Genomic DNA, 23,534 nt, shown 5'->3' on the forward strand with positions numbered 1-23,534 from the left:
GGCAATTATGCGCCGAGCTCCTTGCGGATAATCTCTGCGCCGGCGCTGAGTGCTTTCAGCTTGCCGTTAGCCACCTGGCGTGAAAGCGGGGCCATGCCGCAGTTGGTTGACGGGTAAAGCTTGTCGGCATCGACGAACTGCAGCGCTTTACGCAGCGTATCGGCGACTTCCTCCGGCGTTTCAACGGCGTTGGTTGCCACATCAATCGCGCCAACCATCACTTTCTTACCGCGGATCAGCTCCAGCAGATCCATCGGCACGCGGGAGTTGTGGCACTCCAGTGAGATGATGTCGATATTCGAGGTCTGCAGCTTAGGGAAGGCCTCTTCGTACTGGCGCCACTCTGAGCCGAGCGTTTTTTTCCAGTCGGTATTGGCTTTGATGCCGTAGCCGTAGCAGATATGTACCGCGGTTTCGCACTTCAGCCCTTCAATGGCGCGCTCCAGCGCGGCGATACCCCAGTCGTTCACCTCGTCAAAAAAGACGTTAAATGCCGGTTCATCAAACTGGATAATATCCACGCCTGCGGCCTCTAACTCACGCGCTTCCTGATTGAGGATTTTGGCGAATTCCCAGGCCAGCTTTTCGCGGCTTTTATAGTGGGCGTCGTAAAGGGTGTCGATCATGGTCATCGGCCCGGGCAGGGCCCATTTGATCGGCTTGTCCGTGAGCTGACGCAGGTATTTCGCATCGTCCACGAATACCGGTTTCTGACGCGCAACGGCAGAAACCACGGTCGGCACGCTGGCGTCGTAGCGGTTACGAATGCGCACCGTCTGGCGATTTTCAAAATCCACGCCGCTCAGGTGTTCAATAAAGGTGGTGACGAAGTGCTGGCGGGTTTGTTCCCCGTCGCTGACGATATCGATACCCGCGCGGATCTGCTCATCCAGGGACAGGCGCAGCGCGTCCTGTTTACCCGCCAGGAGTTCCTGATCCTGTAATTTCCAGGGGGACCAGAGCGTTTCAGGTTGCGCAAGCCAGGTCGGCTTAGGCAGGCTGCCAGCCGTTGAAGTCGGGAGCAATGTTTTCATAATAAAAGACCTTTTTTGATGAATTAAAGCGTGTAGTTATCAGACCACTGCTCAAGAATGTGTTGGTAAGGCTTAATGAAGTATTCTTCGGTAAAGCGACCCTGTTCAATCGCCAGTCGGCTACGCTCTTCCCGGTCATAAACAATTTTGGTTAAGGAGTGATCCTGCTGGTTCAGATCCGGTCGGTAGCACAGTCCCGCCGCCGAGTTTGCGTTATAAATTTCCGGGCGATAGATTTTCTGGAACGTCTCCATCGTGCTGATGGTGGCAATCAGCTCCAGATCGGTGTAGTCACTCAGCAAATCCCCGGTAAAGAAGAACGCGAACGGCGCCACGCTGTTTTCCGGCATGAAGTAGCGAACCTTCAGGCCCATCTTCGCGAAGTACTGTTCCGTCAGCGACTCGCCATCCGGCTGATATTCAATGCCCAGTACCGGGTGCTGGTTACCGGTGCGGCGATACGTATCTTTGCTGGAGACGCTCAGGCAGATCACCGGACCCTTGCTGAAGTTCTCTTTGTATTCCGACGAGCTCACAAAATGGCGGAAAATATTGCCGTGCAGTTCGCCAAACTTTTCCGGAATGCTGAAGTGCTGCTGGTTCTTGTTGTGTTCCAGCAGGCGCACGCTGAAATCATAATCCCGCACGTAAGAAGAGAAGTTATTTCCGACGATGCCAGGGATACGCTGGTTGTTTTTCTTGTCGACAATGGTGGTTTGCAGAATCTCAATGGCCGGGAACGGTTTTTCCGCGCCAATGTTCAAATCGACAGAGATGATTTCCAGCTCAACCGCGTAGCGATCGGCGTTTGGGTTATCCCAGCGCGCCAGGGCGTTAAAGCGGTTGTTGATCATCACCAGCGTATTGCGCAGGTTTTCCTGACGCTTTTCCCCGCGCGCCAGGTTGGCAAAGTTGGTGGTCGTACGCGTATTTTCTGACGGGTTGTAATTCTCATCGAAGCAACTGCGCTTAAGGGTATATGTGAAAGCTTTGCTCATTGTGGTTATGCATCCTAAGTTCATGTTGCTAAGAAGTTACCAATGCATAATTTATGCCTGAGCCCGCGGCGCAGGGGAAGTGACTTAATTTCAATGCAACATGAGCGAAGTTCATGAACAGTGTTGCGCACATGCCAGGATAGGAAGAGTAAGGGGCATCGCGCCCCTTAGCGTTATGCTGTAGGACGTTCGTTCCAGGCGTCACTGTGCATGATGTTGCCGTCGACAATGCGCCAGGTGATTTTTTCGTACTGCAGACTTACGCTTTCAACATGGTTCATTTTATTGTTGGCAGCGATCTTCACGTTCGGCACGCTGCAGTTAACACCCGTAACCTTTACGTTCTCCATCAAGACGGTGTAATAACAGACTTCCTGTCCGGCATCATTGATATGATAGAACTTTATTTCAGCGCTTTTAAGAGCCTGACCGGTAGATGCTGCTTTATAGAGATAGGGCGTGGAGCTATCAACTTCCTTTTCAATCCGCATGGATGAGTGTTGACGCGTGCCGGTGATCTTGCCGTTAGCGCTCCGGTAGGTTTAGGCCATGACTCAGCCCTATGATCTCAATGCTACCTTCACGGTCCTGAACATCAACGGAACCTTTAATATCTGCTCCACCATCGTCTTTTAGCCACATGTAGGGAGGAATTGGCATTCTTTATTTCCTTATTTTCTTGAGTAGCAGTGTTGTTAAGCGATAAATAACCGTGGCGAGGGTCAGTACAATTAAAATATCGATATTGGTATATGTGTCATATATTGTTTCAGCATTCACGTCGCCATAAATAAAATCACATATAGATGAGGCCACGTCATGATCAAGATAGCGTTCAGCGGGTCCCAATATGCGGCCTACTATAATGCTGATGCATAGAAACCAGACCGTTTTGAATAGCCTGATGCCCCATTTACGGACAAGTGTTGGTGTAGCCACTTTCAATCACCTCAACCCAGCCGCGTGCCATCAGTGAACGCATACAGGGAACCTGAATAAGTTCCGTACTCATCAGAGCATTGCGGATCAATGCGTAATCAGAATCATGGGCAATCGTGATACATCCCTCAGATAGCGTACCCGGATGCAGCCGAAACAAACCCCGATAGACGTTATCAATCCAGGTGCCATCATCGATACCCCAGTCATCCTTGTATAAAGCAAACCACTCATCGCGGCCAAATTCTGCCCCGGATCTAACCTTGTTCCACCGATCCTGAACCTTCGCTTTTAACCCTGAAAAGAAACCTCCAGTCCCTCTGTCAACAATCCAGTATTTCCCAGGGGGAATTGGACCTGAGCCTTTAACAGCACCACATAATCCATTGTTTCTGTAAATTCCCTGCCCGGAATGGGCCATAAACACGCCAACGCCGTGCAGGTTAAAAGGCGCATAGTCAGCATCGTTAAGCAGCATTGTTCCTTTTAAGGCCATATTTTTTCCTTACTCTTTTAATAAGAGAAAAGCAGCCTACGCCTGAAGCGGGTACAGATATTCAACTCACATCATATTTATGAGTTGCTGATTTTTTTTAAGAAAATGACCTGACATTTTTTAATCAGTCTTGCGGCCGTAACGTTAGTAAACGCTGAATAAAGAATAAACAAAGCTCAGGCGACAAAGCGCCATGCCTACTTCTCTGGCACAGGCTCCGCAATTCCCGCTATAATCCCCAAAATTTCCAACCGGTTTAGAAACAATCATGACAAAACTCACCTTACAAGAGCAGATGCTGAAAGCGGGCCTGGTCAGCAGCAAAAAAGCGGCGAAAGTGCAGCGCACGGCAAAGAAATCACGCGTTCAGGCGCGCGAGGCTCGGGAAGCGGTAGAAGAGAACAAGAAAGCGCAGATCGAGCGCGACAAGCTGCTGAGCGAGCAGCAGAAGCAGGCCGTGCTGGCGAAAGAGTTTAAGGCGCAGGTGAAGCAGCTGATTGAGATGAACCGCATCACCGTGGCGAAAGGCAACATCACCTTTAACTTCACCGACGGCAATCTGATCAAAAAAATCGACGTCGACAAGCAAACTCAGGCTCAGCTGATCAACGGCCGTCTGGCGATTGCCCGTCTGGTCATCAACGCCAGCGGCGACTGTGAATACGCGATTATTCCGGCGGTGGTGGCCGATAAAATTGCCCAGCGCGATGCCGACAGCATCGTGTTAAACAGCGCGCTCAGCCAGGAAGAGCAGGACGAAGACGATCCGTACGCGGACTTCAAAATCCCTGACGATTTGATGTGGTAAACCGCATTCAGAACGGGGCGGCGTGACGGGCGTTAACCGGCTCTCCGCTGACGGGATGAATAAAATTCAACTCGCTTGCATGCAGCATCAGCCGGGGCGTTTCCTCAGCCCCCAGCGCTTCAAGACCGCCATATAGGTCGCAGCCCAGAATCGGGTGTCCCAGCTGCTGGCAGTGAATACGCAGCTGATGGGTTCGCCCGGTCTCCGGCGTCAGTATCACCCGCGTTAACGGCAGTCCCGTACCCTGATAAAAACGTTCCACGACCCGATAGCGGGAGCGGGCGGGTTTTCCGTTGATGGCGCAAATCGACATCAGCGGAAACAGCGCCGGGTCTTTGGCAATCGGCGCGTCTATTATTCCCTCGTCGTTTTCCACATGGCCGCAAAGCAGGGCGCTGTAGACCTTCTCCACGCTGCGCTGGCTGAACTGCTGGCACAGCGCCGCGTTGATGGCCTTATTGCGCGCAACCACCATTAGCCCGGACGTGCCGAAATCCAGACGGTGTACCAGCGTGCAGCCGGGGAACGTCTGGACCAGACGATAATGGACGGAATCAAGGTTTTGCGGATTTTTGCCCGAGAGGCTGAGCAGACCGGAAGGCTTATCGATCAGCAGCAGATGTTCATCCTGCCAGAGGATCTGAATGTCGTCGTGACACGGTGGGGCAATAAAAGAATCAATAATCGCAGACATCAGGCCGCCCGGCTGGAGAGTGGGAGCGGATGATAACGAAATGCGGGGAAAAGAAAAACCCTCCCACCAGGCGGTGAGAGGGTGAAGTCTTAGGCTGCTACCAGGCTGTCGATAGCGGCTTTCGCATCGGTCTGCGCTTTGGTCGCCACTTCCGGACCGTAAGCGATACCTTCAGCGAACACGAAGTTCACGTCAGTGATGCCGATGAAGCCCAGGAACAGGCTCAGGTACGGCGCAACCAGGTCGGTTGGGGTGTCTTTATGGATACCGCCACGGCTGGTCAGTACGATCGCACGCTTGCCTTTCACCAGACCTTCAGGGCCGTTCTCGGTGTAACGGAAGGTTACGCCAGCGCGCGCCACCAGGTCGAAGTAGTTCTTCAGCTGGGTAGGGATGTTGAAGTTGTACATTGGGGCGTTGATGACGATAACGTCGTGCGCCTGCAGCTCAGCAATCAGCTCGTCGGACAGGGCCAGAGCTTCCTGCTGACGTGGAGACAGCGGTGCATCGCTTGGGCGCAGCGCGCCAACCAGCTCGCCATCCAGCACAGGAATTGGGTTTGCAGCCAGGTCACGCACGGTGATTTCGTCAGCGGAATGCTGTTCACGCCACTGTTCAACGAAGTAATCAGACAGCTGACCAGACTGAGAGTACCCTGCCAGAATACTGGATTTCAAAACTAATACTTTGCTCATGGGTGATTCCTGTTTTTGCATTTGATTGAAGGGGGTTGCCCCGTTGCTTGTTGACACTCTATTCACAATCCTGCCACAGAGATAGCGCAATATATCGAAGCCTATGTTCGAATTTTTTGAATAAGGCGCGAAAGGCGTCGATGTGGTACTCTATAGCAATCATTAAAAAGAGAGTTTATCAGGGCGTGTACTGCCCTTTAACGCTATGACAGAACAACAAAAATTAACCTTCCCGATGCTCCTGCAACAGCTCGATTCTCTGATGCTGCGCGACAAACAGCGCTTCGCCCGCCGTCTGCACGGCGTGAAGAAGGTTAAAAATCCTGATGCACAACAGGCCATTTACCAGGAGATGGCGAAAGAGATTGAACAGGCAGCAGGGAAAGTTGTGCTGCGCGAAACCGCGCGCCCGGCGATTACCTATCCGGAAAACCTGCCCGTCAGCCAGAAAAAACAGGACATCCTTGAGGCCGTCCGCGACCACCAGGTGGTGATTGTGGCGGGGGAAACCGGCTCGGGGAAAACCACCCAGCTGCCGAAGATCTGTATGGAGCTGGGACGCGGGCTAAAAGGGCTGATAGGCCACACCCAGCCGCGTCGACTGGCGGCGCGCACCGTGGCGAACCGTATTGCCGAAGAGCTGCAGACGGAGCCGGGCGGCTGCATCGGTTACAAGGTGCGATTCAGCGACCACGTTAGCGATAACACCATGGTCAAGCTGATGACCGACGGTATTCTGCTGGCGGAAATCCAGCAGGATCGCCTGCTGATGCAGTACGACACCATCATCATTGACGAAGCGCACGAGCGCAGCCTGAACATCGACTTCCTGCTCGGCTACCTGAAAGAGCTGCTGCCGCGTCGCCCGGATCTGAAAATCATCATCACCTCCGCGACCATCGACCCTGAGCGCTTCTCAAAGCATTTCAACAATGCGCCGATTATCGAGGTGTCAGGACGCACGTATCCGGTGGAAGTGCGCTATCGCCCGATTGTGGAAGAGGCGGATGATACCGAGCGCGACCAGCTGCAGGCTATCTTCGACGCCGTTGACGAGCTGGGCAACGAGAGCGCGGGCGACATCCTGATCTTCATGAGCGGCGAACGCGAAATTCGCGACACCGCCGATGCGCTCAGCAAGCGCGACCTGCGCCATACGGAGATCCTGCCGCTTTACGCGCGCCTTTCGAACAGCGAGCAGAACCGCGTCTTCCAGCCGCACGGCGGGCGACGCATCGTGCTGGCGACCAACGTGGCGGAAACCTCGCTGACCGTACCGGGGATCAAATACGTGATCGACCCGGGCACGGCGCGCATCAGCCGCTACAGCTACCGCACGAAGGTCCAGCGGCTGCCGATTGAGCCGGTCTCCCAGGCGTCCGCTAACCAGCGTAAGGGCCGCTGCGGCCGCGTGTCGGAAGGGATCTGTATTCGTCTCTATTCCGAAGATGATTTCCTGTCGCGCCCGGAGTTTACCGACCCGGAAATTCTGCGCACCAACCTGGCGTCCGTTATCCTGCAGATGACTGCGCTGGGGCTGGGCGACATCGCCGCGTTCCCGTTTGTCGAAGCGCCGGACAAACGCAACATTCAGGACGGCGTGCGTCTGCTGGAAGAGCTCGGCGCCATTACCACCGACGAGCAGGCGGCGGTCTACAAGCTGACGCCGCTGGGCCGCCAGCTCAGCCAGCTGCCGGTGGATCCGCGTCTGGCCCGTATGGTGCTGGAAGCGCAAAAGCACGGCTGCGTGCGCGAGGCGATGATCATTACCTCGGCGCTCTCCATTCAGGACCCGCGCGAGCGTCCGATGGACAAACAGCAGGCGTCTGACGAAAAGCACCGTCGCTTCCACGACAAAGAGTCCGACTTTCTCGCCTTCGTAAACCTGTGGAACTATCTCGGCGAGCAGCAGAAAGCGCTCTCCTCGAACCAGTTCCGCCGCCAGTGCCGCGTGGATTTCCTCAACTACCTGCGCGTGCGCGAGTGGCAGGATATCTACACCCAGCTGCGCCAGGTGGTGAAAGAGCTGGGCATTCCGGTCAACAGCGAGCCGGCGGAGTACCGCGAGATTCATATCGCGCTGCTGACCGGCCTGCTGTCCCACATTGGGATGAAGGACGCCGAAAAGCAGGAGTATACCGGCGCGCGCAACGCCCGTTTCTCCATCTTCCCCGGTTCCGGCCTGTTCAAAAAGCCGCCGAAATGGACCATGGTCGCGGAGCTGGTGGAAACCAGCCGCCTGTGGGGGCGCATTGCCGCGCGTATCGATCCGGAATGGGTGGAGCCGGTGGCGCAGCATCTGCTTAAGCGCTCGTACAGTGAACCGCACTGGGAGCGCGCGCAGGGCGCGGTAATGGCGACCGAGAAGGTGACCGTTTACGGCCTGCCGGTGGTTGCCGCGCGGAAGGTCAACTACAGCCAGATTGACCCGGCGCTCAGCCGCGAGCTGTTTATCCGCCACGCGCTGGTGGAGGGAGACTGGCAGACGCGCCACGCCTTCTTCCGCGAAAACCTGAAGCTGCGCGCGGAAGTGGAGGAGCTTGAGCACAAGTCCCGCCGCCGCGACATTCTGGTGGACGATGAGGCGCTGTTTGAGTTTTACGACCAGCGCATCAGCCACGATGTCATCTCCGCCCGCCACTTCGACAGCTGGTGGAAGAAGGCCAGCAAAGAGACGCCGGACCTGCTCAACTTCGAAAAGAGCATGCTGATTAAAGAGGGGGCGGAGTCGGTCAGCAAGCTCGACTACCCGAACTTCTGGCATCAGGGCAACCTCAAGCTGCGCCTGACGTATCAGTTTGAACCGGGTGCCGACGCGGATGGTGTGACCGTTCATATTCCGCTACCGCTGCTAAACCAGGTCGATGAGGGCGGGTTTGAATGGCAAATCCCCGGCCTGCGCCGCGAGCTGGTGATTGCGCTGATTAAATCCCTGCCGAAACCGGTGCGCCGTAACTTTGTGCCTGCGCCAAACTATGCGGAAGCCTTTTTAGGCCGCGTCACGCCGCTGGAGCTGCCGCTGCTGGACGCGCTCGAGCGTGAGTTCCGACGCATGACCGGCACTACCATCGACCGCGAAGACTGGAACTGGGATCAGGTGCCCGATCACCTGAAAATCAGCTTCCGCGTGGTGGATGATAAAAACAAAAAGCTGCTGGAAGGGCGTTCACTGAGCGAGCTGAAAGAGGCGCTGAAAGGCAAAGTTCAGGAAACGCTGTCTGCGGTGGCGGACGACGGTATCGAGCAGAGCGGGCTGCATATCTGGAGCTTTGGTCAGCTGCCGGAAAGCTACGAGCAGAAGCGCGGCAACTATAAGGTCAAAGCCTGGCCTGCGCTGGTGGACGAGCGCGACAGCGTGGCAATCAAACTGTTTGATAACCCGCAGGAACAGCAGCAGATGATGTGGCGCGGGCTGCGTCGCCTGCTGCTGCTTAATATCCCGTCGCCGATCAAGTATCTGCACGAGAAGCTGCCGAACAAGGCCAAGCTGGGGCTCTACTTTAACCCGTACGGCAAGGTGCTGGATCTGATTGACGACTGCATCTCCTGCGGCGTGGACAAGCTGATCCACGAGGCGGGCGGTCCGGTCTGGACGGAAGAGGGCTTTGCTCAGCTCCATGAAAAGGTGCGCGCGGAGCTGAACGACACCGTGGTGGAGATTGCCAAACAGGTCGAGCAGATCCTCACCACCGTGTTCAATATCAACAAGCGCCTGAAGGGGCGCGTGGATATGACCATGGCGCTGGGGCTGTCGGATGTTAAAGCGCAGATGGCCGGCCTGGTTTACCGCGGCTTTGTGACCGGCAACGGCTTCAATCGTCTCGGCGATACGCTGCGCTATCTGCAGGCGATTGAAAAACGGCTGGAGAAGATGGCCATCGATCCGCACCGCGATCGCGCGCAGATGCTGAAAGTGGAGAGCGTCCAGCAGGCGTGGCAGCAGTGGCTCAACAAACTGCCGCCTGCCCGCCGCGACGATGAAGACGTGCAGGCGATCCGCTGGATGATCGAGGAGCTGCGCGTCAGCTTCTTTGCCCAGCAGCTCGGTACGCCGTATCCGATTTCGGATAAGCGTATTCTGCAGGCGATGGAGCAGATTTCCGGTTAAACCCTTGCCGGGTTTTCTCCCTCTCCCTGTGGGAGAGGGTCGGGGTGAGGGCATCAGCCCGCACAATTTTCACCCGTTCACAATCGCCAGCGTAAACCCATCCCATCCCTTAACCCCCACCGTTTGCAGCGCGGTGGCGGTTAAGCGCGGATTATCTCCTGTCATCTCAATAAAACGCCGCACCCCCAGCACGCGCGCGTCGTCGCTTTCCCCGTTGATTACCCCGCCGTCACGCACCACGTTATCGCCGATAATCACCGTACCGTGGCGGGAATAGTGCAGCGCCCACTCCAGATAGCCGGGATTGTTTGGCTTATCGGCATCAATAAAGATCAGGTCGAACGGGGGAACGTTGCCGAAATTTTCCAGCGAACTCAGCGCCGGGCCCTCAATTAATTCAATGCGTTCGTTTAACCCCGAAAGCTGAATATTCTCGCGCGCAACGCGGGCATGCGTGGGATCGGCCTCAAGCGTAATCAGCTTACCGTCCGGCGGCAGGGCGCGCGCCATCCAGATTGAGCTATAGGCACCCAGCGTCCCGATCTCAAGAACACGTCTTGCCTGCGTCATGCGCACGAACAGCGCCAGCAGTTGCCCCTGATTGGCCGCTACGTCGTGCTCGGGGAGCCCGGCGCGTTTGTTGTTTTCCAGAACCTGATTCAGTACGTCATCGTCAGGGATAAGAGAAGAAATCATGTAATTATCTACGGCAGACCATTTTTGTTGCATAGATTGACTCCTTGGATTTTTCTCCCTCTCCCTGTGGGAGAGAGTCGGGGTGAGGGCATCAGCGCGCAAGGCGGTTCACGCGCTATTCCAGCCGCCGCCCAGCGCTTTATACAAATCGATCTGCGCCAGCAGCAGGTTATTTTTCACCTGCACCACGCTGGTCTGCACCGAGTACAGCGTGCGCTGGGCGTCCAGCACGTCCAGATAGGAGGAGTAGCCGTTGCGATTGCGGTTCTGCGCAATGCGCAGCGTCTCCTGCGCTACATTCTGCTGGGCAAGCAGCTCGGTCAGCTGTTCCTGATAGCGCGTAATAGCATCAAGGCTGTTGTTCACTTCGGCAAACGCGTTACGCACGGTTTTTTCATAGGCGTACAGCGCCTGGTTACGCTGGGACTGGGAAATATCCACCTGCGCATTCAGCGCCAGGCGGTTCAGCAGCGGGGCGAGAATACTGCCTCCGACGCTCCAGAGCTGTAGCGGGTTGTCCAGCAGGCCGGACAGGGTGCGATCCTGTATCGATCCTGTCGCGGTCAGGTTGATCGACGGCAGCAGGCTGGCGCGCGACGCCGCGAGCGAGGCGTCAGCCGCCACCAGCTGGCGTTCGGCCTGGACGATATCCGGCCTGCGGTTCAGCAGCGTAGAAGGCAGCTGTGTCGGCAGCGTAAGCGGCGTCAGTCCCGCGAAGCTTTCGCTGCGCGCCACCGCGCCGGGATTGCTTCCCAGCAGCAGGCTGAGGGCATTCTCCTGCTGCGCAATCTGATGCCGCAGCACGGGAACCTGCGCCCGCGTTGAGCGCAGTTCGGAATCCGACTGCATTAGCTCCAGGCGTGAGCTGTAGCCCGTCTCAAACTGACGTTTCGCGAGGTTAAACGCCTCTTCGCGTGATTTCAGGGTGGATTCGGTCACGCGCAGCTGTTCGTCAAGCGAGAGCAGGGTGACGTAGCCGGATGCAACGGAGGAGGCAACGGTCAAATCCGCGGCCGCGGCGGCGGCTTTTTGCGCCGCCAGCGAGGCCTCGGCGGCTCTGGCCGTGCTGCGGTTGACGCCCCAGATATCCACGTCATAGCTCGCCGTCAGGCTACCTCTGTACAGCGTGCCGTAGACCGGCAGCCCGGTCGCGGCGGACTGCGAACGGGCGCGCGTCCCGGTTACGCCCGCGTCAAGCGAAGGAAACAGGCTCCCGTCAGCTGCATAGACCCGCGCCTGATACTCGTTAATTCGTTCGCGGGCGATCAGCACGTCGCTGTTATTCTTAAGCGCCTGATCCACATAGCGATTGAGGTGGTTGTCATGAAAATTGCGCCACCAGAGCTGCTCCGCCGGGCTCGCAGGCCCGGCGTCAGCTCGCCACTGGGTGGGGATGTGTAGCGTCGGCTGCGCCGGCTTGACGTCAACGGACTGGCATCCGGCCAGCATGACCGCCGCCACCAGCGCGGCTATCGGACGAAGGATCATTACTTCGCCTCCCGCGTATCAATGGTCACCTGTACCGACATACCCGGACGCAGCAGGGCGGACTCCTCAGGCTTACCGAGCACCTCGATGCGCACCGGAATACGCTGGGCAATTTTGACAAAGTTGCCGGTGGCGTTGTCCGGCGTGATGGCGCTGAACTCCACGCCGGTCGCCGGGGAGATGCTCTCGACGCGGCCCTGATACGCTTTGTTGTTCAGGGCATCAACGGTGAACTTCACCGGCTGGCCGACGCGCAGCTCCGCGAGCTGAGTCTCTTTAATATTCGCAATGACCCAGTGCTGAGGAGGCACAAGGGTGGTGAGATGGGTTCCTGCGGTCACATACGCCCCGAGACGCACGGCGATCTGGCCGAGCTGGCCGTCGCGCGGCGCCACGATGCGGGTGTTTTGCAGGTCAATCTGCGCCAGCTCAAGCGCCGCTTTCGCGTTTTCGACATCCGCCTCCAGCGCGCCGCGGTTCACAATCACCGTCTGCAGATCCTGACGCGACATCTCAAGGGCGGCTTTCGCCTGGTCGATGTCGGCACTGCCCTGGGCGGCACTGGCCAGCGCCGCGTCGCGCTCGCGAATGGAAAGCGAGCCGTCAGAGGTCAGCTCTTTCACCCGCTTTAAATCCGCCTGGCTTTTCAGGCTCTGGGCGCGGGCATTTTTCAGCGCGGCGTCATTTTTGGCGATGACGGCTTCGGCGCTTTTACGCTGCTGCAGGTTGTTATTCAGGGCGGCAATTTTCATCGCCAGCTGCGCCTCGGCCTGATGCACGCGCTGCCGATAGATTCGGTCATCGATCTGCACCAGCAGGTCGCCTTTTTTGACCTGCTCAAAGTCCTGAACCTTGACCTCAGTGATATAGCCGTTTACCTGCGGGCTTATAAACGTCGTCTGACCGCGCACGTAGGCGTTGTCGGTAAACTGTGCGTGGCGGGTGAACGGCGGCAACTGCCACGCGTAAAGGATCACCAGCACGCCAACAATACCGATGGCGGCGGCGGTAAAAACGGAAACAATGCGCACATTTTTGCGGGTGTTGGCCTGCTCTTTGGCGGCATCCTGCTGACTCATAAACTCTCCAGAACTCTTTCAATTATTTATTGCCGGTGGCGTTCTTCAGCGCCAGACGGGCAGTGATGCGCAGGCGCAGCAAGCGCCATAAAATCCAGACCAGCGTGGCGGCAGCGATGCTCGCCGTCAGCAGATAAGTATCGTTATAAGCCAGAATATTCGCCTCCAGCGTTGTGACCGTTTGCAGCTGCGTTATCGCCTGCGTTCCCAGCAGCGCGCTGTCGCCAATCAGGCTTTTATACATCTGGGTATAAAGCTGAATTCGCTCGTTGACCAGCGGGTTGAGCGTGGTGAGCTGGTCCGCCAGCAGGCTGGAGTGGTACTTCTCGCGCCAGGTCTGGAAGGTGCCGAGGATCGCGGAGCCCAGCAGGCCGCCGAGGTTCTGGCTCATGCCAAACATCACCGAGAAGCTGACCAGGTTGCGCGGGTCGGCGATCACCCCGCCAATGGCGGCCAGCATGGCGGGTGCCAGGAAGAAGGCGCTGCCGAAGCCCAGCAGAAACTGGCTTAGCATCAGCTGATCCGGCCGGGTCAGGTTGTTGGACTGGCTGTCCAGCAGCGAGGCAACAATCATCAGCGCCAGGGAGGTGATAATCGGCCACGCCAGTTTGGTCGGCTTAATCGTGAGGCAGCTGGTGACAATCCCGCAGACGATCCCGGCGAAAATGGACCACGCCAGGTGGGTCATCTGCTCGTTCTGCAACCCCACGTACTGCAGCCAGCCGATGACCCCGGTGTTTTGCTCTGCCAGTACGATACGGATCAGCAGCATGATGAGCCCCAGACGGACGATGCTGCCGCTCGACAGCCAGCGGGTGTTCAGCAGCGGGTTGGCGCGGTTATGTTCAAAGACGATGGCAGCCACAATTAGCACCAGCGATAGCGCCAGCGACCAGCCAATCCACGGCGCTTCGAACCACCAGTCAAGGCGGCCTAACGAGAGTACGGCGCAGAGCAGGGCCATTCCGGGGGCCATTAAAAAGAAGGTGATGAAGTCTTTCTTCTCGAAGACCTTGCGCCTGTCGCCCGGCGGCAGTTTTAAGGCTATCACGCAGGCGAGGGAGATCAGCGCCAGCCCCAGCTCAAAGAAATAGAGCCCGCGCCACTCGTCCAGCTGCAGCAGTTCGGTGGAAAACAGGCGGGCCAGAGGGATGGCGAGCGACGACCCGGTAATCCCGATGGTGAGCGCCTTCAGGCGGTGCTTCGCAGGCCAGGCCTGGATCTGATAGTAAATCCCCAGCGAGCTGAGCGCGGCGGCCACCATCCCGTGCGCGGCGCGCACCATCAGCGCCGAGCTGAGATCGTTAACGAACAGGTGGAAAAAGGTCACCAGCACGTACAGCACCAGAAAACCTTCGGTGAAGGCGCGCAGACCGTACTGCTGGCGGAACTTGACCAGCAGCAGGTTGATAGAGATGTTGGTCATCACGTAGACCGCGGGCAGCCAGGCGATTTCGGTCGACCAGGCCCCGAAGGTCCCCTGCAGGTTTTGCAGATTGGCGGTCACCACCGCATTTCCCAGCGCTCCCGTCAGGCACACCAGCAGGCCAACGACGCCGTAGGCAATCCGTTTTAGCGTACTGTGCTCGGGTGTGGAAGGCGAACCCAGCAGGGCGGGTTTCTCATGTGGCTGCCACTCGCGAGGAGCATAAGGGTCGCGTTCGGGCAGGCGCATAACGTCGTTTACCTTAGAAATAATTGAATAATTAGCGGGCTAGCGATTCTACGTCTGCCGCAAATGATAATTCAAGTGAATATGATTTACGCATGTTAATCAAATGTAGAAGGGAAGTTTAAGGAAAAAGAGCGGCCCGAAAATCGGGCCGACAACGATCAGAGATGTTCGGGCTGTGCCTGCAGAAGGGTCGTTCGCTTGACGCGGCTGGCGCAGAAAATCGCGATTAGGGAAATGACTACCGTGACGGCAAGATACCAGGCCACCGGAACCCAGTCGCCGTCATATTTTGCCAGCAGTCCGGTGGCAATCAGCGGCGTGGTACCGCCTGCCAGCGCGGCACCCAGCTGATAACCGAGCGTAATGCCGGTGTAGCGTACGTTTGCACTAAAAATTTCAGAGCACAGCGTGCCGAGTACCGCCGTTACCGGTGCCCACAACACGCCAAAGGCGATGACCGTCGCAAGCACAATGCCCCAGGTTGTTCCGGTATTGAGCAGCATAAACCACGGCACGATAAACAAACCCAGGATGAAGACGCTCGCGGCATACATGCGTTGACGGCCAATTTTATCCGAGAGCAGCCCCATTAACGGGATCATCACCGTGGCCACCAGGGCTCCCAGCGTCACGGCTTCCAGCGCCTGAGATTTTTGATACGTCAGCGTCGTGGTGGCATAGCTCACGACAAACGTCGAGAAGATATAGAACGGCGCGGTTTCTACCACCTTCAGACCGGCGGCAATCAGCACTTCGCGCCAGTGATGTTTCAGGGTATCGCGCAGAGGCGCTTTCGCCACCTGGCCCGATTGTTTTACCTTCTTGAAATCAGGCGTCTCGTCGATGTCCTTACGGATCCACAGGCCGAGCAACACCAGACCCGAACTCAGCAGGAACGGGATGCGCCAGCCCCAGGAGAGGAAGTCCTCCTCGCTGAACAGGGTCATCAGCGAGACGATAAAGGTCGCCAACAGCATGCCGATGGTGACGCCCGCCTGCGGAATACTGCCGAAGAAGCCTTTACGTTTTTCGGGCGCGTATTCATAGGCCAGCAGCAGCGCGCCGCCCCATTCACCGCCGATGCCCATCCCCTGAATGATACGCATCAGGATCAGCAGAGCGGGCGCCCACAGGCCAATCATTTCATACGTGGGCAGCAGGCCGATCATGACGGTTGCACCTCCCATCAAAGAGAGGGTCAGTACGAGCGTTTTTTTACGGCCGATGCGGTCGCCGATATGGGCGAAAAGTACCCCGCCAATGGGGCGAATGAAAAAGGTTAATGAGAAAGAGAGATAAGAGAGGATGAGCCCGATCACCGGGTCGACCATCGGGAAAAAGATCTTATTGAAGACCAGCGCGGCCGCCGTACCGTAGAGAAAATAGTCAAACCATTCAATGGCGCTCCCGGTAAGGCTGGCGATTAACACCTTCTTATTTTTTCGTAATACCGTCGTCGTACTTTCATGTTCTGTCATGACCTGAAACCCCGCCACGTTGATGATGTATGAGGTGTCACCTGGCGCGCTTCAGGTGCAACCTGTGATGATGAAAAAGGTTGTGAAATTGTTAAGCAACTTAGGGTTGGATGTTGTATTTAGCAAGCTAACGGGAGATGAAACTGGTCAGATCACGGTGAAATAAGCAGCGTTGGGTGCTTTTGCAGAGAGTATGTGCAACAGGATGTTTTGTATGATGGAAAACAAAAAGCATAATATGCAGGTGCAACCCGATTGTTTTTGGATGTTTCTGGTTATTTCAGAAAAATGACAATTTGGGCGATAAAACAACGTCTGATTTCAGAGCCCGCCTCTGCGTTATCGGTAAGAAGCCGCTACCCTGAAGAGACATAAATGAGGAGTTCACCATGGTTCAGCCCCATTTTCCCATCCTGCCGGATGCCACCCTGGCGGCCATCAATACTGTCGGTGAATGGCTGGCGCAGGACGACCTGAGTGACAGCCGCCTGCACTCGGACGTCGATGCGGTGATCCTGGCAGGGAACGCGGTGATCCCGACCATTGAGGCGGCCTGCCGTATTGCCGCGCAGAGAGAAATCCCGCTCCTGATTAGCGGCGGTATTGGTCATTCAACCGCGTTTTTATATTCAGCTATCGGCAGTCATCCGCGTTATCACACCTTACAGGTCGAAGAGCGGGCCGAAGCGAGCATTCTTGCCGACATTGCGCGGGAGTTCTGGCAGATCCCCGATGCGCGCCTGTGGATTGAAGATCGCTCCACCAACTGCGGTGAGAATGCGCGTTTTAGCTGGAATATGCTGAAACAGCGTCATCGAACGACCGGGCGGGTGCTGGTGGTGCAGGATCCGACGATGCAGCGCCGAACGATGGCGACGTTTGCCCGCGTTTGTCGGGATGAGCCCGTATCACCACAGTGGATAAGCCATCCCGGGTTTACGCCAACGCTGCAAAACGGAAAAGAGGGCGTGGAGTTCAGTGGGGGTAACGCCGGACTGTGGCCCGTTGACCGTTATCTTTCACTGGTTCTGGGGGAGCTGCCGCGTTTGTATGATGACGTTAACGGCTATGGTCCGGTCGGGCGGGATTTTATCGCGCACGTTGAATTCCCTGAGGCGGTGATTGCCGCGTGGAAACAGCTGCAGCAGGATCCGATCCTCGCGGATGCGTTGTCCAGGCGCTCGATTTAAGGGTGTAATCAGAAGCGATAACAACCGCTTCAGAATAACCTTTGGCTTACAGCAATGTCCTGGTCCGGCTGTATATCGCCGAAGCGTTTCCGTAAGGCCGGGGCGAGGCGCAGGGATGCGCCGAGAGGGCGTGGCCTGCAGGGATGCAGGCTCATGCCCGACCCGATAGCCTGAAGGAATAAGCTGAGGGTACCGCGAAGCGGCGATTTACCGCCGGGAGCCCGGGTTGCCAGGGTGGGGGCGATTGAGCCACCCTGGCACGTTCACCGGTTATGTCGTTAAAGAGTAGCAAGGAACATAAAGTGAACGGAATGACCACCACACCCGTATGTTCCCCTCACCCTAACCCTCTCCCACAGGGAGAGGGGATGCTTCACTGCTCATATTAGCCCTGAATAAAGGCATAGAATTACAGCGCCGCAAACTTATCCAGCGTCCGCACCAGCTGCGTCACGAAACCGTACTCGTTGTCATACCACGCTACCGCTTTCACCAGCTGTAGCTCTCCCGCTTCTGACACCTCCGTCTGCGTGGCGTCAAACACCGAACCGTAATGCGAGCCAATCACATCGGACGAGACAATCTCTTCGTCGGTATACCCGAACGATTTATTGCCCTGCGTCGCCTTTTTCAGCGCGGCGTTGATCTCCTCAACGGTGACTTTCTTGCCGAGAATCGCCACCAGCTCGGTGACCGAACCCGTTTTTACCGGCACGCGCTGCGCGTGGCCTTTCAGCTTGCCGCTGAGCGCAGGGATCACCAGACCGATGGCCTTTGCGGCACCGGTGGTGTGGGGAATGATATTCTCTGCTGCCGCCCGTGAAGCGCGAAGGTCTTTCCCGCGCGGGCCATCTACCAGCGCCTGCGTACCGGTATAGGCGTGAATGGTGGTCATGGTGCCCACCTTAATTTCAAACGCATCGTTCAGGGCTTTCGCCAGCGGAGCGAGGCAGTTGGTGGTGCAGGAGGCGACGGAGATGATGGTATCACTGGCGTCAATGGTTTCGTCATTCACGCCGTAGACGATAGTTTTCATGTCACCCGCAGGCGCAGAAATCAGCACTTTCTTCGCGCCGGCGTCCAGGTGCGCCCGTGATTTCTCTTCAGAAGTATAAAAGCCGGTGCACTCCACGACAATATCCACGCCTGCGGCTTTCCACGGAATGTGCTTCGCCTCTTTCTCGGCGTACACCGCAATGGTTTTACCGTCCACAATCAGCGCATCCTCGGTGAAGTCCACGCTCCACGGGAAGCCACCGTAGTTGGAATCATGCCTGAGCAGGTAGGCCAGCACTTTCGGGGAGGTGAGGTCGTTGATGGCGACGACGGTATTACTGTCCTGGGTTTCAAGAAGGCGACGCAGTACAAGGCGCCCAATGCGTCCAAAGCCGTTAATGCCAATTTTACTCATGGTGTTCTCCTGTAAACGTGTCGATGCGACAGTTTGAACTCATCCAGGCTTAGACCATCACGGGCAGGGCGGCAATTGAAGATGCTTCATGCGGGAGGAAGTATTTGAAAAACCATACAGAAAAGTTAATGAATTTTTAAGGAAAGGGGATTATGTTGGCGCGGTAACTGTTTTTAATCGAGAAATCACATGCGCACTAAATATACAAGCCTGCAAATCGGCATCCACTGGCTGGTGTTTCTGTTAATCATCGTCGCCTACTGCGCCATGGAGTTCAGAGGTTTCTTCCCGCGCACCGCGCGCCCGGCGATCAACATGATCCACGTCTCATGCGGGATCGGTATCCTGGTGCTGATGGTGACGCGTCTTCTGGTTCGCCTGAAGTTCCGCGCGCCACCGATTGAACCGAAGCCAAAAGCGATGGTAACGGGGATGTCCCATCTGGGGCATCTGGTGGTGTATCTGCTGTTTATTGCGCTGCCGCTGATAGGCATTGTGATGATGTATAACCGGGGCAGCGACTGGTTTGCTTTCGGCCTGGCGATGCCGCATGCGGCGGAGTCCAATTTCGACCTGGTTGATATGTTGAAAGAGTGGCACGAGACGCTGGCGAACCTGGGCTACTTTGTGATTGGCCTGCACGCGGCGGCGGCGCTGATGCATCACTATTTCTGGAAAGATAATACCCTTCTGCGCATGATGCCGAAAAAGCGTTCGTAGTCTTTAACGCTTGCCGGGTGGCGCAGCGCCACCCGGCTTGTTTTTTAACCCAGCAGCGCACGCTCTTCGGCAGTTAACGCCAGCGCCTGCGTTGACCCCGTCTCCGACGACTTCACCGCCGCTTCCAGCACGGCCATGACCGCCAGTGCCTCAACAGGGTGGACAGGGTTGGTGATTTTCCCGAGCAGCGCATCACGTACGTTGACGTAATACTGGCGCTGATCGCCTTTCGGAGTAGGGATCGTCTGCGGTGCGCCGTCGGCCCCAAAGAACACCATGCTGTCGCCGTCTTCGCCCCAGGTTTCACTGCCGGGGATCACCCCTGCGAGCAGCTGCGCTTCCTGCTGGTCGATTCTGGCTTTCACCACGCTGCCCTTGTCCCCGTGGGCGGTAAAGCGTGCCGTACCGCCAGCAACCAGCATGCTGGCGTGCAGAATGACCTTATGCTCCGGGTAGTTTAAGACCACGTGCGCCCAGTCGTTAACTTCTGCGCCGTCGCGCAGCGTGGCGATATTCCCCTGAACCGACTCCGGCAGGCCAAAGAGCTGTAGCGTCTGGTCAATCAGGTGAGGGCCCAGATCAAACCACAGACCGCTCCCGGGAACGTTCTGCTCGCGCCAGCGCACGCGCACTTCAGGGCGGAAGCGGTCAATATGCGATTCCAGGTGTTTAACCTTGCCGAGCGTACCTTGTTCAATAATCTGCTTAATGCCGAGGAAATCGCTGTCCCAGCGGCGGTTGTGGAAGACGGAGAGCAGCAGCTGCTTTTCATCCGCCAGCGCAATCAGGTCGCGGGCTTCCTGCATGTCGAGGGTAAAAGGCTTATCCACGACCACGTGTTTCCCCGAGTTCAGGGCCAGCGTCGCCAGCGGGGCGTGGGTGGCGTTGGGGGAGGCAATTACCACCAGATCGATATCAGGATGCTGAATGGCCTCTTCCGGTGTCGCAACTACCTGTACGTCCGGCAGATCGCGTTTAACTTTCTCTTCATCACGAGAAGAGACCACGGCCAGCTTAATCCCGTCCACCGACTGGATCAGCGGAGCATGGAAGGTTTTACCGACAAATCCATACCCGATCAGCGCAATGTTGATTGTTTGAACTTTACTCATGACCTTCTCCACGTTAATTCGCGCACACCGTAACCTGCAGTGCGCTATGGTCCCCAAGCTCAGGCCAGGGACGATCTAAAAAGAGTTGTTGGATGCGGGATAACCCGGAAACCAGATACGGCTCGCAGCGGTTAATTTTCAGGTGATCGGCGACAATCCAGTGCGCATGGCTTGCGTCGAGCATTGCGCGTTTAACCTCGGCATCCGCTTCTTTACCGGCGCTCAACCCGAGCTCGGCATGAATGGCGCATGCTCCAAGAATGGCGATATCTGCCCGATACCGGGACAGCAAAGACAGCGTGGCGCTGCCGGCAAACAGTCGCTGCTTGTGGTCCCATTTCCCGCCGAGCAGGATCAGCTCAATATCTTCCCGGTCGCTAAAATGCTGGGCGATATCCAGTGAGGGAGTAATAACGGTGAGCGGACCCTGAAGAAAGGTGGCGACGGCCATCACCGTGCTTCCGGCATCCAGAAACAGGGTGGAGCCTGGTGGAACCTGCTGTGCGACCTGTTTACCCAGGCGCTGTTTGGTCTCCGGCAGCAGCGTGTTGCGGCCCTGACGGTTCATGGCGGAGAGGTTGAGCGCGATGGCTCCGCCGTGGTTCTTCTGTGCAAGGCCCTGGTTTTCCAGATCGGTCAGATCCCGACGGATAGTATCCGCTGAAACCTGAAGTTTTTCGGCCAGTTCAGTGATGCTGGCCTGGCCTTGCTCGCTGAGGATATCCAGGACATAGCGTTGACGAGCGGTTTTGTGCATCGGGGTACATTCCTGCAAAATGTCGCAATAGTTTGCATAATACAGCATTTTGACGCAGAGAGAAGGGGATTGTGGTCATGACGATGTGCAGCGGTGTGATGATTCACATAGGTGATTATTAAAATTTTATTAAGCAGGTATAAGGAAGCCGTTTTGAATGTTAATCACAATGTTATTGTTATGTTTTATTTAACGATTTGGTTTATACAACCAGTGTACTGCCACTGGGTAGGTTTAAATGCTGTGTAATTAAAATTATGCAGGATTTTGTTGCTTTAATTAGTTTTTTAAAGGCGCTTAATTTTAAATATATCCCATAAGCTACGTAAGTTGACACTTCTTTGAAAATCTTTGTGTCTGACCCGCGCTGAAATTAACGCAAAAATGTGCATATTACGAATTAAGAATTTTCCTTAAATAACAGTGGTTTTATATGTTTCATTTGAAACTCCATTTTCAGAGTTTTGTCCAGAAACCCCATGTTTTTTCTTATCTGTAACACCGCGTTAACATTGTGGGTGTAGTGGGGTATACCGCATTTTGTTATGCTGCTAACCAGTTTAAGAAATAAGTAAATTCTTAATTGAAATAAGACGCAGGCAGATCTCATCTCCAATGGACATGGGTATGGGGAGTATTACCTAAAATTCGGAGAGGAAACCAAAGAAGATATTAGTCTAATTATCTGTACCTCTTTTTGGGTATTTGCATGAGTATCACTCAGAGTCAGGGAGATAAAATGACGATATTGAGAAATTCTATGTTACTTCGATATACCGCCGCGATGGCACTATTTTCGATAGCCATAAATACTGCCTGCGCCAATAGTGGGCAGGTGGGTATTGCCCCCGTTTCAACAACAACCTTAAAAGAAAGTATTCTTTTTGCTATCGATCGCGATCCGTCAATTAGCCAGCAGGCCGCACAATTAGGTATTGGCCAGGCACAAATAGATGAAGCGCGCAGCGGCTGGATGCCGCAAATATCGTTGAACGGGAGTACAGGGCACAGCCAGACCACCGATTCCAGCGGGTCGCTGAAGAATTCGGCCGCCTGGGGGCTGAGCCTGACGCAGCTGCTGTACGATTTTGGCAAGACCAATAACAGCATCAGCCAGTCTTCGGCCCAGCGCGATAGCTATCGCTATCAGCTGATGGGCACGCTCTCTGACGTGGCGGAAAAAACGGCGCTGAGCTACGTCGAGGTCAAACGCTATGCCGATCTGCTGCAGGCGGCAAAGGAGAACGTTCAGGCGTTGAAAAACGTTGAGCAGCTGGCAAAGCTGCGTGCCGACGCGGGCGTGAGTTCGACCTCCGATGAGCTCCAGACCCGCACGCGCATTGCCGGCATGCAGGCGACGGTCGCGCAGTATCACGCCGCCTTAAACAGCGCGCGCGCCAGGCTTGCGGTATTAACCGGGATGCAGGCAGAGGCCTATTCGCCGGTGCCCGCGAATCTTGCCGTGGAGCCGGACTCGCTCAACCGCATCGATTATTCCCTGATACCGGCGGTGATGGCCGCGCAGAACATGGAACGTTCGGCTCAGTATGGCGTGGAAACGGCGAAGTCCCAGCACTGGCCTACGCTAAGCCTGAAGGGGGGGCGCACCCGTTATGAATCGGACAACCGTTCCTACTGGGACGACCAGATACAGCTCAATATCGACGCGCCGCTGTATCAGGGTGGCGCGGTTTCTGCTCGCGTTCGGCAGGCGGAAGGCGCGCGGGCCATGGCCTCCTCTCAGGTCGATCAGGCGCGTTTCGATGTCCTGCAAAAAGCTTCCGTCGCGCAGGCTGACTGGACCGGCGCACGGGGACGAATGGAGGCGGGGAAGCAACAGCTGGAAAATGCTCTGCGGGCCCGCGATGTTTATAAAAATGAATACACCCTGAGCAAGCGGAGCATTAACGATCTGCTCAGCGTTGAGCAGGATGTCTGGCAGGCCACATCTGCGAAAATAATCGCTGAGTATGACGGCTGGAGTTCGGCAATTAATTATGCTTCCGCGGTTGATAATTTAATGCCGCTTATTGGAATAGAGAAAAACGCTGCCGCAAAATTACCCGACTTGAGTTAATAAAAGACGCGCAGTGTTGCGCAAAGTAAGACTGAAAATAATGGGTGTTTTTTCCCAGGGATAGCTACATCCGTCTGGT

The 23,534-nt window shown here is 56.1% G+C and carries 18 protein-coding genes and 1 pseudogene; 5 read left to right on the plus strand and 14 right to left on the minus strand.

What is annotated here, in order from left to right; translation table 11 throughout:
* Positions 1-5: 5 nt before the first annotated feature.
* The 4 genes and pseudogenes from ACOTZC_RS04225 to ACOTZC_RS04240 form a co-directional block, all read right to left on the minus strand.
* Positions 6-1,034: a methionine synthase gene (locus tag ACOTZC_RS04225; RefSeq protein ID WP_023311627.1), complete on the minus strand. Its 1,029-nt coding sequence runs from the start codon at positions 1,032-1,034 to the stop codon at positions 6-8.
* A 23-nt stretch (positions 1,035-1,057) separates the two neighbouring features.
* The gene (locus ACOTZC_RS04230) at positions 1,058-2,032 is read right to left on the minus strand and encodes a DUF1852 domain-containing protein (protein ID WP_248162276.1); all 975 of its coding nucleotides are present in this window, start codon (positions 2,030-2,032) and stop codon (positions 1,058-1,060) included.
* 173 nt (positions 2,033-2,205) lie between these two features.
* Positions 2,206-2,692: pseudogene (locus ACOTZC_RS04235) on the minus strand (Hcp family type VI secretion system effector).
* A gap of 253 nt (positions 2,693-2,945) precedes the next feature.
* The gene (locus ACOTZC_RS04240) at positions 2,946-3,467 is read right to left on the minus strand and encodes a DUF2778 domain-containing protein (RefSeq protein WP_033145468.1); all 522 of its coding nucleotides are present in this window, start codon (positions 3,465-3,467) and stop codon (positions 2,946-2,948) included.
* Positions 3,468-3,735: 268 nt separating this feature from the next.
* Between ACOTZC_RS04240 and ACOTZC_RS04245 the strand changes: the two genes are divergently transcribed.
* Positions 3,736-4,275, plus strand: coding sequence for a DUF2058 domain-containing protein (locus ACOTZC_RS04245; protein WP_023311631.1), 540 nt, complete (start codon positions 3,736-3,738; stop codon positions 4,273-4,275).
* Between the two features lie 7 nt (positions 4,276-4,282).
* Here ACOTZC_RS04245 and ACOTZC_RS04250 read toward each other — a convergent pair whose 3' ends face one another.
* Positions 4,283-4,969, minus strand: coding sequence for an RluA family pseudouridine synthase (locus ACOTZC_RS04250; RefSeq protein ID WP_023311632.1), 687 nt, complete (start codon positions 4,967-4,969; stop codon positions 4,283-4,285).
* Between the two features lie 89 nt (positions 4,970-5,058).
* On the minus strand, positions 5,059-5,664 hold the full coding sequence (azoR, locus tag ACOTZC_RS04255) for an FMN-dependent NADH-azoreductase (RefSeq protein WP_008502313.1): 606 nt from the start codon (positions 5,662-5,664) through the stop codon (positions 5,059-5,061).
* 205 nt (positions 5,665-5,869) lie between these two features.
* On the opposite strand from azoR, the gene hrpA reads away from it, so the two are divergent.
* Positions 5,870-9,772 (plus strand): ATP-dependent RNA helicase HrpA, encoded by a 3,903-nt coding sequence (gene hrpA / locus ACOTZC_RS04260; protein ID WP_248162277.1) that lies wholly within the window; start codon positions 5,870-5,872, stop codon positions 9,770-9,772.
* Between the two features lie 69 nt (positions 9,773-9,841).
* On the opposite strand, the gene ACOTZC_RS04265 is transcribed toward hrpA, so the two are convergent.
* The 5 genes from ACOTZC_RS04265 to ACOTZC_RS04285 form a co-directional block, all read right to left on the minus strand.
* Positions 9,842-10,501, minus strand: a complete 660-nt coding sequence (locus ACOTZC_RS04265; RefSeq protein ID WP_045399121.1) for an O-methyltransferase — start codon at positions 10,499-10,501, stop codon at positions 9,842-9,844.
* 75 nt (positions 10,502-10,576) lie between these two features.
* Entirely contained in the window at positions 10,577-11,956 is a 1,380-nt protein-coding gene (locus ACOTZC_RS04270) for an efflux transporter outer membrane subunit (protein ID WP_248162278.1), read from the minus strand.
* Positions 11,956-13,035, minus strand: a complete 1,080-nt coding sequence (locus tag ACOTZC_RS04275) for an HlyD family secretion protein (RefSeq protein WP_248162279.1) — start codon at positions 13,033-13,035, stop codon at positions 11,956-11,958. Before ACOTZC_RS04275 ends, ACOTZC_RS04270 begins: the two co-directional genes overlap by 1 nt.
* A gap of 22 nt (positions 13,036-13,057) precedes the next feature.
* Positions 13,058-14,710: an MFS transporter gene (locus ACOTZC_RS04280; RefSeq protein ID WP_248162282.1), complete on the minus strand. Its 1,653-nt coding sequence runs from the start codon at positions 14,708-14,710 to the stop codon at positions 13,058-13,060.
* A 158-nt stretch (positions 14,711-14,868) separates the two neighbouring features.
* On the minus strand, positions 14,869-16,188 hold the full coding sequence (locus ACOTZC_RS04285) for an MFS transporter (RefSeq protein WP_045399368.1): 1,320 nt from the start codon (positions 16,186-16,188) through the stop codon (positions 14,869-14,871).
* A gap of 389 nt (positions 16,189-16,577) precedes the next feature.
* Between ACOTZC_RS04285 and ACOTZC_RS04290 the strand changes: the two genes are divergently transcribed.
* On the plus strand, positions 16,578-17,378 hold the full coding sequence (locus ACOTZC_RS04290; protein WP_045399138.1) for a YdcF family protein: 801 nt from the start codon (positions 16,578-16,580) through the stop codon (positions 17,376-17,378).
* Between the two features lie 409 nt (positions 17,379-17,787).
* On the opposite strand, the gene gap is transcribed toward ACOTZC_RS04290, so the two are convergent.
* Entirely contained in the window at positions 17,788-18,789 is a 1,002-nt protein-coding gene (gap, locus tag ACOTZC_RS04295; RefSeq protein WP_421635604.1) for a type I glyceraldehyde-3-phosphate dehydrogenase, read from the minus strand.
* Between the two features lie 189 nt (positions 18,790-18,978).
* Here gap and cybB point away from each other — a divergent pair, with 189 nt between their 5' ends.
* Entirely contained in the window at positions 18,979-19,509 is a 531-nt protein-coding gene (gene cybB, locus ACOTZC_RS04300; protein ID WP_248162287.1) for a cytochrome b561, read from the plus strand.
* A 44-nt stretch (positions 19,510-19,553) separates the two neighbouring features.
* Here the strand turns inward: cybB and ACOTZC_RS04305 are convergent, their stop codons facing one another.
* Entirely contained in the window at positions 19,554-20,621 is a 1,068-nt protein-coding gene (locus ACOTZC_RS04305; protein WP_045399143.1) for an oxidoreductase, read from the minus strand.
* Between the two features lie 13 nt (positions 20,622-20,634).
* The gene (locus ACOTZC_RS04310) at positions 20,635-21,378 is read right to left on the minus strand and encodes a DeoR/GlpR family DNA-binding transcription regulator (protein WP_045399145.1); all 744 of its coding nucleotides are present in this window, start codon (positions 21,376-21,378) and stop codon (positions 20,635-20,637) included.
* Positions 21,379-22,117: 739 nt separating this feature from the next.
* On the opposite strand from ACOTZC_RS04310, the gene ACOTZC_RS04315 reads away from it, so the two are divergent.
* Positions 22,118-23,455, plus strand: a complete 1,338-nt coding sequence (locus tag ACOTZC_RS04315; protein ID WP_047174300.1) for a TolC family outer membrane protein — start codon at positions 22,118-22,120, stop codon at positions 23,453-23,455.
* The last annotated feature ends 79 nt before the right edge of the window (positions 23,456-23,534 follow it).

Source organism: Enterobacter cloacae complex sp. SHL009 (assembly GCF_049237205.1).
In the GTDB taxonomy this organism is placed as follows: domain Bacteria; phylum Pseudomonadota; class Gammaproteobacteria; order Enterobacterales; family Enterobacteriaceae; genus Enterobacter; species Enterobacter cloacae_M.

Excerpts from the sequence above, each read along its gene's own strand:
- ACOTZC_RS04230 (WP_248162276.1), bottom strand. The coding sequence starts at position 2,032 with ATGAGCAAAGCTTTCACATATACCCTTAAGCGCAGTTGCTTCGATGAG.
- hrpA (WP_248162277.1), top strand. The coding sequence starts at position 5,870 with ATGACAGAACAACAAAAATTAACCTTCCCGATGCTCCTGCAACAGCTC.
- ACOTZC_RS04315 (WP_047174300.1), top strand. The coding sequence starts at position 22,118 with ATGACGATATTGAGAAATTCTATGTTACTTCGATATACCGCCGCGATG.
- ACOTZC_RS04240 (WP_033145468.1), bottom strand. The coding sequence starts at position 3,467 with ATGGCCTTAAAAGGAACAATGCTGCTTAACGATGCTGACTATGCGCCT.
- ACOTZC_RS04305 (WP_045399143.1), bottom strand. The coding sequence starts at position 20,621 with ATGAGTAAAGTTCAAACAATCAACATTGCGCTGATCGGGTATGGATTT.
- ACOTZC_RS04285 (WP_045399368.1), bottom strand. The coding sequence starts at position 16,188 with ATGACAGAACATGAAAGTACGACGACGGTATTACGAAAAAATAAGAAG.
- ACOTZC_RS04310 (WP_045399145.1), bottom strand. The coding sequence starts at position 21,378 with ATGCACAAAACCGCTCGTCAACGCTATGTCCTGGATATCCTCAGCGAG.
- ACOTZC_RS04290 (WP_045399138.1), top strand. The coding sequence starts at position 16,578 with ATGGTTCAGCCCCATTTTCCCATCCTGCCGGATGCCACCCTGGCGGCC.
- ACOTZC_RS04250 (WP_023311632.1), bottom strand. The coding sequence starts at position 4,969 with ATGTCTGCGATTATTGATTCTTTTATTGCCCCACCGTGTCACGACGAC.
- ACOTZC_RS04280 (WP_248162282.1), bottom strand. The coding sequence starts at position 14,710 with ATGCGCCTGCCCGAACGCGACCCTTATGCTCCTCGCGAGTGGCAGCCA.
- ACOTZC_RS04275 (WP_248162279.1), bottom strand. The coding sequence starts at position 13,035 with ATGAGTCAGCAGGATGCCGCCAAAGAGCAGGCCAACACCCGCAAAAAT.
- ACOTZC_RS04225 (WP_023311627.1), bottom strand. The coding sequence starts at position 1,034 with ATGAAAACATTGCTCCCGACTTCAACGGCTGGCAGCCTGCCTAAGCCG.
- ACOTZC_RS04270 (WP_248162278.1), bottom strand. The coding sequence starts at position 11,956 with ATGATCCTTCGTCCGATAGCCGCGCTGGTGGCGGCGGTCATGCTGGCC.
- ACOTZC_RS04265 (WP_045399121.1), bottom strand. The coding sequence starts at position 10,501 with ATGCAACAAAAATGGTCTGCCGTAGATAATTACATGATTTCTTCTCTT.
- azoR (WP_008502313.1), bottom strand. The coding sequence starts at position 5,664 with ATGAGCAAAGTATTAGTTTTGAAATCCAGTATTCTGGCAGGGTACTCT.
- gap (WP_421635604.1), bottom strand. The coding sequence starts at position 18,789 with ATGAGTAAAATTGGCATTAACGGCTTTGGACGCATTGGGCGCCTTGTA.
- ACOTZC_RS04245 (WP_023311631.1), top strand. The coding sequence starts at position 3,736 with ATGACAAAACTCACCTTACAAGAGCAGATGCTGAAAGCGGGCCTGGTC.
- cybB (WP_248162287.1), top strand. The coding sequence starts at position 18,979 with ATGCGCACTAAATATACAAGCCTGCAAATCGGCATCCACTGGCTGGTG.